The following is an 8,962-nucleotide window of genomic DNA, read 5'->3' as shown; positions in this document are numbered from 1 at the left end:
GCCAATTCGCTCCTGTAGCCTCATATTTTGCGCTTATTTCCGCCATCGGAGCGAATTCCGCCGTGTAGCCTCGCATTTTGCGCTTATTTCCACTGTCGAAGCCAATTCGCTCCTGTATTCCGTCGTGCAGCCTCGTATCCTGAGCTTCCTCATTTCCTTTTTGCGAGGCTTCTTTGACGAAGTGGCAGGATTCACTTGATGTTACGGCCTGGCAAGTCACTCCCCTGTCTCTGACAGATACTTTTGTCGATAAGGTTCTACGCACGAATTTCGCCCTGCGCAGGTAGCCTAGCTGCCCGCGGACTTGGCTCCTCCCGCGACCGGACTTTCCCCCGCCCGCCAGCTAGAGAACGCGGACTTCGCCGGGCACGTACTATCAAAAAAAAGGTGTTCCCAAGTTTGACTTGGGAACACCTGCTTGGCTTATCTACTGCGCATGATTCCCTGCCGATCAAGACTTCCGCTGCGCTACTGCCGCGTCACCCGCACGTCGTCGATCTGCAGCACCGTCCCGCCCGGCGAGTCGACATAGAAGCCGACGTCGATGACGCCGGAGGTCACCGTCACATTGTCCTGACGGACATAATGCCATTGTCCGTCATTCGTCAGATTGCGATAGATGGCCGCGCCGCCGTGGTTGCCGATCTCCAGCCGGGCCGTGCTCGGCGACGTACCGCCGAGCCGCACCCATGCCTCGACGCGGTAATCGGCATGATTGACGGGGACGCTCACCTGCTGATGGATGCTCTGCTGGTAAGCGCCGGGCGCGTGGAAATACGCGCGTCTGCTGCCGGTAACGGCCGATTCCGGCGGATTGAGCGAATTGCCGGCGTCGATGCCGTACGCGGACACTTGCCCGCTCGGATGCCACTGCGTCCAGTTGCGATCCGGCAGCGTGCGCTCGAAGCCCGGATCGTCAAGCAGATTCGTCTCCGACGCGGCGGGCGCCGAGACGGTCCCGCCGACGAGCAGACGGTCGAGGTTGACGCCGCCGCTGTCGCCGCTGTCCACGCGCAGCGCAATCGTGTTGGTCCCCGCGGCGAGTGTATACGTCTGCACACTGTCCTGCCATACATTCCAGTTCATCGACGGACTCGGCAGCGTGAGCTGCCCCTGGTCTACGCCGTTGACATGGGCGCTGATCGTCTTGGCCGATCCCGACCCATTCGCATAGCGCACCGCGACGTCGTAGCTGCCCGCCGCCGGCACATCCACACGGAAGAGCGCTTCCGCATCGGTCGCACTCAGCCCGTCGACGAATCCGGTGCCGGTGTAATGCCAGTGGTCGGTGTTCGTGCCCGCGCCGCCCGTCAGCGCCGCGCTTTCGGCTTCATACGCGCTCTGCGAAGGCACGAACGGCACCTCGATGTAATCGAGGTTGACGTTGCCGGTATCGCCCGCATCCGTGAAGTAGCGGTAGGTGATGCTGTTGCGCCCCGCTTCGAGCGGCAGCGTCGCCGTCTGCGTCGCCCAGGTGTCCCAGTTCGCCAGCGCAGGCAGCGTCACCTGCTTGACGTATGAGCCGTTGACGAAAAGGCTGATCGCCTTGGCGCCGCCGGTCGCATTGGCATAACGCAGCGCGACCTCGTAGTCGCCGCCGCTGCGCACGTCGGCGTAGAAGGTCACGGCCGCGCCGGCGTTGTCCAGTCCGGCGGCGAAGCCCGTGCCGGAGTAGCCGCCGTGATCGTCCGCCGCCACGGCCATCCCGGCGATCGAATCGCCGGACAGCGAGGCCCGCTCCGCCTCGAGCCGCTCCGCGCTCGCGGCTGGCGATACGCTGCCGCTCACGCTCAGCGTCTTGGCTGTAGCCGCGCCCGCCGCCAGCTTCACATACGTGACCGGGCCGTACAGGTCGCGTCCAATCGCCCAGCCCTCGCCCGCCATGGCGCGCAACGCCTCCAGATCGGCCGCTGCGGTCAGCGCAGAGCCGTTCAGCGTCGCCGTCGTGCCGGCCTGGCCGTGCAGCTTCACGAGATAATGCTCCGCCTCGGGCGTGTACGTCCCTGCAGCCGCCTCCGCGGTGAAGGCGATCGTGCCCCCGCTCTGCTGCGTCGTCAGCCGCTGGGCGAACGTCTCGCCATCCTCGTAGTCGTAGCTGGCGCCGTCGTCCTCGTAGTAAGTGAACGCCGTCTCGCTTGCCGACGGCCATACGTCGACTTCGACTGCCTCCGCAGCCGTCTGCCCGACGTAGTCCTGCACGTCGCGGCTCGGAATGATCGCGCCCGCCTTGACGAACAGCGGCATATCCGTCCAGCTCTCGGCGTTGACCGGATAGTGAATCGTCTGGCCGCCGGTGTACGTATGTCCGCGGAAGTAATCCGTCCACTCGCCCGCGGGGAGATAGATCGCCTTGGACGTCTGACCCTCGTCCACGACGGGCGCGGCGAGCAGCCAATCCCCGAACATCCAGGCATCGGTGTAGTTGGCCGCCTGCGCGTCATTCGGATAGTCAAAAAGCAGCGGTCGCACGAGCCCCACGCCGCTATCATAGGCGCTGCGCTCATAGGCATACAGATACGGCAGTAACGAATAGCGCAGCTGGATCGCCGCCTTGGCCGCCGACTCGGCGGTCATGCCGTAATACCACGGCTGGCGCTGCTGGTTGAAGTTGCCGTGGGCGCGGAAGACCGGCGTGAGCGCGCCGAACTGCATCCATCGCGCGTACAGCTCGGGATGCGGGTTGATGCTCTGATTGAAGCCGCCCGTGTCCATCCCCCACTTCGGCTGGCCGAGGTTAACCGCAGAGAGCATGACCGCGCGCTGCTCGCGCATCCCGGCCGCCCAGCCGACGTGGTCGCCTTTCTTGAACTGCACGCCGATGTCCCCCGACCACAGCGTCGTTGCGTAGCGCTGCGCCCCGGGGTAGTACGTGCGCGCCGTCTGCCAGACGCGCTGCGCATCGTCCGTATAGTCGCGCTGCCCCTCGTACATTGCCTGCGACCAGTGCGTCGTCATGAAGTTGCCGAACCAGTACTGCGCCGCGCCGGAGGACACCTTGTCCGTCTCGTCGTTCCACCAGCCGGCGATGCCCTTGTCGAAGGCGTCCTCGGAGTGATCCCACAGCCAGTCCCGCGCCGCTTGACTGTAAGGATCGACGCTGCGCACCGTCACCGGGATGAAGTAGTCGGTGTACTCGGCGTGGCCCGGGTACCAGTAGCCGCCCGCTTCGGCGTCGGCATACTGATCGGTGCGATCGCCGGAGAAGTCGCGCGTGACGACGCGCGGCTTGGTGATGCCGATCAGCTTGACGCCGCGCGCGGTCATGTCGTCCTTCAGATCGGTTGATGCCGCATCGGGAAAATTCGCCGTGTTCCAGGCGAATTCGCCGTAATTGTCCTCGCCGTAGCGCTTCCAGTCGTAATCGAGCGCGAACCCGTCGAGCGGGATATTCTTCGCCCGGTACGTGTCCACGATCTGCTCCAGCTCGTCCTGGTCGATGCCCCACTCGAAATTGCTGAAGCCGAGCGACCAGTCCGGAAGCAGCGGCGAAGCTCCGGTCACGTCGGCATAGGTGTCCATGATGGCGTAGGGATCGCCCAGCATGACGTAGTACTCCACATTCGTCTTGGTGTAGCGCCGGTTCTCCGTCGGCGTGCCGCCGTAATAGAACTCCAGCTTGCCGCTGGCGTCGTCGGTGTACGGGTAGCCGCCGTCGCTGTCGACGAGCACCCCGTAGCCGGCCGTCGACCAGATGAACGGGCCGCCGGTGTCGCCCTGCTCGCCAGCATGGGCCGGGTGGGTGCTGCTGCTGCGCAGCAGGTCGCCCTCATCCTCGAACGCATTGTACCCACGGATGCCGTACATGTGATGCCCCGAGGCGTGCTGGAAGCGCACGCCATCGTGGAAGACGCCGCCTGCCGCCGGCTCCCAGAGCAGCGTCGTGCCGTCGGCGCGCTTGATCGTCATGCGGGCCGGCGTGCGCGCGATCTCAACCGTCATCGCCGCTGTCTCCACGAGGATCGGGTCGCCGGACGTATCGATCGTCGCGCCCGCTCCGGCGAAGCTCGCCGCCGGATCGAGCATTGGCGTGCTCGCGCTGGAAGCGACGCCGTTGGGACGATAGTTGACCTTGAGCAGGCCGCTCTCCAGCGCGCTCAGCTCCAGCAGGTCGTCGCCGGGCTCGGCGCCGTTGTCGACCGTCAGCGTCAAGGTATCGCCGGACACCGCCGTGCCGATGACGTCGCCGAGCGCGCTGACGTAGGCCTGCGCGGGCGCGGGCGGCAGCGCCAGGCCCGGCGCGCCCAGCAGCAGTGCGGCGAGCAGCAGCTGCAGCAGCTTGCGCGGCTGCTGCTGGCGCTTGCGCAGCAGCCGCGACAAGTGATTGCGTTGGCGCTTGCGGTTGCAACCGGGACTAAGATTCGTTGTCATCCATGATGACCACCTTTCCTGATTATGGACGATACTGGCGAGCCGTCAATTGGCGGCAGTGCACGTTTCGTCCCACAAAAGATAAGACCATTACGGAAGATCTGATTGCACACGAAACTTACCAGCAAGCCGGCCATTTGGCCATTAGCCATTTGGTTATGCGGCTATGCAGCTATTTGGCTATTTTTCTATGCGGCTATACGCCATTTGGCTTATTGGCTTATCGGCTTTGCGGCTTTGCGGCTATTCGGCTTTGGCGGCCGTTAGGCCGTGTTCGATTCTAACGGACACAGGAGGTCCTTAGAAGGCTTTTTTGCACATCCCCCGGCTCTAACGGACATCAGCGACGCTTAGAAGCATTTTTCTGACGAATTCCCTACTGAATGGACTGAATGGGGCGCTAAGCGTCTCTGGTGTCCGTTACAATATCAGATCGAATCAGATCGCCCGATTCGGCACGCTAAGCGTCGTCTATGTCCGTTAGGTTCATGCAGGGTCAGCATCTGTCCGGCCAAGTTGCCCGGGCGTTTGTCCCGCAGCTTGTTTCACCACTTGTCCGACTTCTTCCCCGACTTCTTTCCCGACCGCTTCTCCGATAGCTTCTCCGGTCATTTCTCTGTTCGTTTCTCTGTTCGTTTCTCTGGTCATTTCTCCAGCCGCTTGTTCTTACGCTACCAATCGCGTCATTCGTAAAGGGAGGCCGGGAGCGCCGTAGCGGCAGTCCCGGTACCCGCCCGTTACATCGCAGACTGGTGCTGAAAAGACGGCATTCGAATCTGGCGAAAGTCAGCCGTCGAAAGTCCGTCTACTATAGTTCGTCTACTAAAGCTCGCATATAGCGCCGCGTGATGACTCGCCACGCCGACTGCCCGCACACCGCCGCTTCACTGCGGGTCAACGCCCGTTCACCGTCGGCACATTGCCGCTCCATCGGCGGGCTCGCCCCATCGACGCCTGGTTCACCGCCGGCACAGCGCCGCCACATGGCAGACCCGCTCCATCGGCGGGCCCACTCCATCGACGGCCTTTCACCGCTGGCTCATGCCGCTTCATGGCGCCTACGCCCAGCTCACCGCCGGTACACCGCCGTCTCATGGCGCTTACCGGCGGGCTCGCTCCATCGGCCGCCCTTTCACTGCTGGTTCACTGCCGTTTCACTTCCGGCTCGTTGCCGACTTACTGCCGCTCACTCCCGGCTCATTGCCGCTTCACTGCCGCAGCGTCAGATGATCGAGATTGATGCCGAGCGTGTCGCCCGAATTGTACTGAATCCGCACGCGGTTCAGGCCTGCGATCAGCGAGACCGCCCCTGTCGCCTCGTCCCATGTGTCCCAATCGGCCGTCTGCGGCAGCGTAATGCCCGCGACATTGACCTCATTGACATAGATGCGCCGCGTCGCATTGCCTGCGGCCGAGCTATAGCGCAGCGCGATATCGTACGTGCCCGCCGCGGGCGCGTAGACGACGAATTCCACTGCGTCGCCGGAGCTGGCGAAGTTGTCGACGAAGCCGGTGCCGGTGTAGCCCGGGTGATTGTCGTTGGTCGCGACGCCCATGTGCGTGGCGAATTCGGCTTCATACGACGCCTTGTGCACGCCGCTCAGCTCGATCACCGCGCCGCTCGTGCCGGAGGCCGCCTTAACATAGGCCAGCTTGGCGCGTGCATCGTAGTACCAGCCTTGCGTGCTGGCCGCCAGCGCGCTCGCGCTCGCATACTCCGTCACCGGCGAGCCGCCGACCGTGACTGCGCTCGGCTCGGTCGTGAACACTTGCGCCGTCGCGGAGACGCCCGTAGCCGGCAGCGTCACCGTCACTTCATTGCTCGGATAGTCCTCGGAGACGGAGACCGTCTTGACCGCGCCGCCGATGTCGTCGTTCCACGCATAGGACGTGTCGCCGTCCGGGTAGACGCGGAACGCCAGATTCGTGTAGCTGTCCAGGTCGTTGCCGATCGTGCCGCCCAGCTCGTAATCGGCGTTCAGATTCATCGGCAGGATCGCGCCCGCCTTGACGAACACCGGGATATCGTCCACGCCCGCGAAGTACGGGATCGTGCGGCTGCCCGGATGCAGCGCGCCGTAGAAGAAGTCGATCCACTCGCCCTGCGGCAGGTAGACGTTCTTCAGCGTCGCGCCCTGCTCGACGATCGGCGCGACCAGCAGGTTGTCGCCGAACATGTACTGCTCGTTCAGCCCGCCGACCGACGGGTCGTTCGGATATTCCATGAACATCGGCCGCATGAGCGGTACGCCGGTGTCGCTCGTCTTCTTGGCTTCGCTGTAGATGTAGGGCAGCAGGTTCATACGAATGTTCATATACTTGGCGAAGTGGTCGATGATCGACGAATCGCCCGTGCGCGCCTGCACGTTCCACGGGGTGCGCGCCTCGCTGACCGGCGGATTGTTTTTCTCCGAGTGAATCTGCACGACCGGCGTGAAGGCCGACATCGTCACCGCGCGCTTGTACAGCTCGGGCGTCGGGAACGTGCCGGTGAACCCGGCCAGATCCCAGCTCCAGTACGGCACGCCGGAGACGCCCGCCGACAGCCCGGCCATCAGCGATTGGCGTATCGTGCCGAACGTCGATTCCTGATCGCCCGCCCAGAACGCCGGATACTGTTGCACGCCCGTCGTACCGGCGCGGCTGAACGAAGCGGCGTCCGGATTTTTGGACTTGGCATAGTCGTAGTAGGCGCGGATGTACTCGTTCGGGTATTGATTGCGCATCTCGTCGCCTTTCTTGCCGTTGTAGAAGGTCGTGTCCCGGCCCCAGACGAGCTCGCCGCCGTCGGTCTTGAAGCCGTCGATGCCAATATCGTCGAACAGGTACGCCCGCTTCGACATCCACCAGTCAACGGCGTCCGGATTGGTGAAGTCGAGGATCGGGCTGCTGCCGAACCAGCCGTCCGGCGTCAGATACGCGCCGCCGCTGCCGTCGCCGACGGCATAATCCTGCGCGATCATGTAATCGCGGTCATTGTCCTTCTGCTGATAGGGCGAGCCGCTGTGCTTGATCGCCGGCGTCTGCCACAGTAGCACGCGCAGTCCGGCGTCGTGGATATCCTCCACCATGCCTTCGGGATCGGGCCACTTGGCGCCGTAGGTGAAGTCGCTCGAGGCGAAGGCGTCGGCGCCGCTCTTGGCGGTGTAGGTCGAGTCGTTCCAGATGTAGAACGTCTCCTCGTCGCTCCACTGCTCCAGCACGATTGCCGTCGCCGGCACGTCATGGGTTGCGAGGCTGGAGAGCTCGCTCTGCACCTCGGATTCGCGGTCCCATTCATTGGCCGACAGCCACAGGCCGAACGCCCACTTCGGCAGCAATGCCGGCTTGGCCGTGTCCGCGGTATAGTTCGCCGTCACGTCCTTGAGATCGTCGCCCGAATAGAACGTATAGTCGAGCATCGCGTCGCTGCGGCCGCCGGTGTCGACGGTGAAGCCGTACATATCCGTGCGCGCAGTTGCCATTTGGAACTTGGAGTAGTACGTGCTGTTGACGAGCAGGCCGTAGCCCTTGGAGCTGAGGAAGTAGGGGATCGCGAGGTAGGTGCGCTCGTTCTGGTTGAGGTATTGGTTGTAAATGTACGTCTCGACGTCGTGGCCGCGCTTGTTGTAGTTGTTGTAGCGCTCGCCGAAGCCGTAGAAGCGTTCGTCCGTCGGCGAGAGGAAGTTGTCCTCGACCTTGTCGATGCGCGAGACGCCGTCGGTCAGCCACGCCATCGTGCGGTTCAAGCTGCTGTCGTACTGGCGTGAGATCAGCGTCGTGCCGTCCGCTTCGTAGACATTGATGCGCACCGGATTTTTGTCCAGCTTGACGACCAGTCCGGTGGTGCTGACCGTATAGTGCGTCGTGTCGTCGGTGATCGTATAGTTGGACAGTCCCGTCTCCAGCGCGGCGCTGCCGGTCGGCGACAGCTGGACGCGGAACACGTCGTCAGCGCTGAAGGACAGCCCCAGCTCCGGCGTCAGCGAGCCGGTGTCCGGCGTCACGTCGAATACGATCTGGTCGCCGTTGTCGGTGTAGCCGCTCAGACTGGCCGCGCGCTCCCAGCCGGTGACGGTGAAGTCGAACGGACCGACCGATTTGGCGCTGGCGCCGTAGTGGTCGGCGTGCACCGTATATTCGATCTCGTCCCCTTTGGCGAAGCTGCCCATCGCCACTTCCCAGTACGTGTTGTTGCCTTGATTGTATTGGTAGGAGCCGTTGATGACCGGCTGGGCCACCCCGTTCTTCGTCCAGGTGATCCACACCGCCTGCCCGGGCTCGATCGGCCAGGTCGTGAGCTTGAGATACACATTCTCGCCGGCCGTCGGGTCCTGCGGGTAGCGCTCGGTCACTTCGGCGACGTAGCGATCCTCCAGGCCATACGGGTCGTGCCAGACCCCGTCCAGCGCCCACGCGCTCGGCGCCGCGCCGAGCGCCAGCAGCAGCATGAGCAGCAGACTGACGGCGCGCCTGCCGAGACGACCGGCGCCTCCGTTAGCCTGCAACCTGCCGCGGCCGCGCCTTTTCCCGCTTGTCCGCGCCTCCCTGCGATCCTCCCTGCGATCCTCCCGTTGATAAGCATGTCCCATCGTGAACTCAACTCCTTCGCATT

The 8,962-nt window shown here is 63.7% G+C and carries 3 protein-coding genes; all 3 read right to left on the bottom strand.

The genetic code is table 11. From position 1 onward, the window contains the following. Positions 1 to 265 (bottom strand): hypothetical protein (locus IDH44_RS26340; RefSeq protein ID WP_223869257.1); only part of this gene is annotated, 265 nt, incomplete at its 3' end. Positions 266 to 468: 203 nt separating this feature from the next. Next, positions 469 to 4,368 (bottom strand): TIM-barrel domain-containing protein, encoded by a 3,900-nt coding sequence (locus tag IDH44_RS00990; RefSeq protein WP_190913822.1) that lies wholly within the window; start codon positions 4,366 to 4,368, stop codon positions 469 to 471. A gap of 1,208 nt (positions 4,369 to 5,576) precedes the next feature. Beyond that, on the bottom strand, positions 5,577 to 8,798 hold the full coding sequence (locus tag IDH44_RS00985) for a TIM-barrel domain-containing protein (protein ID WP_190913842.1): 3,222 nt from the start codon (positions 8,796 to 8,798) through the stop codon (positions 5,577 to 5,579). Positions 8,799 to 8,962: the final 164 nt, after the last annotated feature.

The sequence above is a fragment of the Paenibacillus sabuli genome (assembly GCF_014705605.1).
Taxonomy (GTDB): Bacteria; Bacillota; Bacilli; order Paenibacillales; family Paenibacillaceae; genus Paenibacillus_D; species Paenibacillus_D sabuli.
This window is presented reverse-complemented; position numbering and strand designations above follow the sequence as displayed.

Excerpts from the sequence above, each read along its gene's own strand:
- IDH44_RS00990 (WP_190913822.1), bottom strand. The coding sequence starts at position 4,368 with ATGACAACGAATCTTAGTCCCGGTTGCAACCGCAAGCGCCAACGCAAT.
- IDH44_RS00985 (WP_190913842.1), bottom strand. The coding sequence starts at position 8,798 with ATGCTGCTGCTGGCGCTCGGCGCGGCGCCGAGCGCGTGGGCGCTGGAC.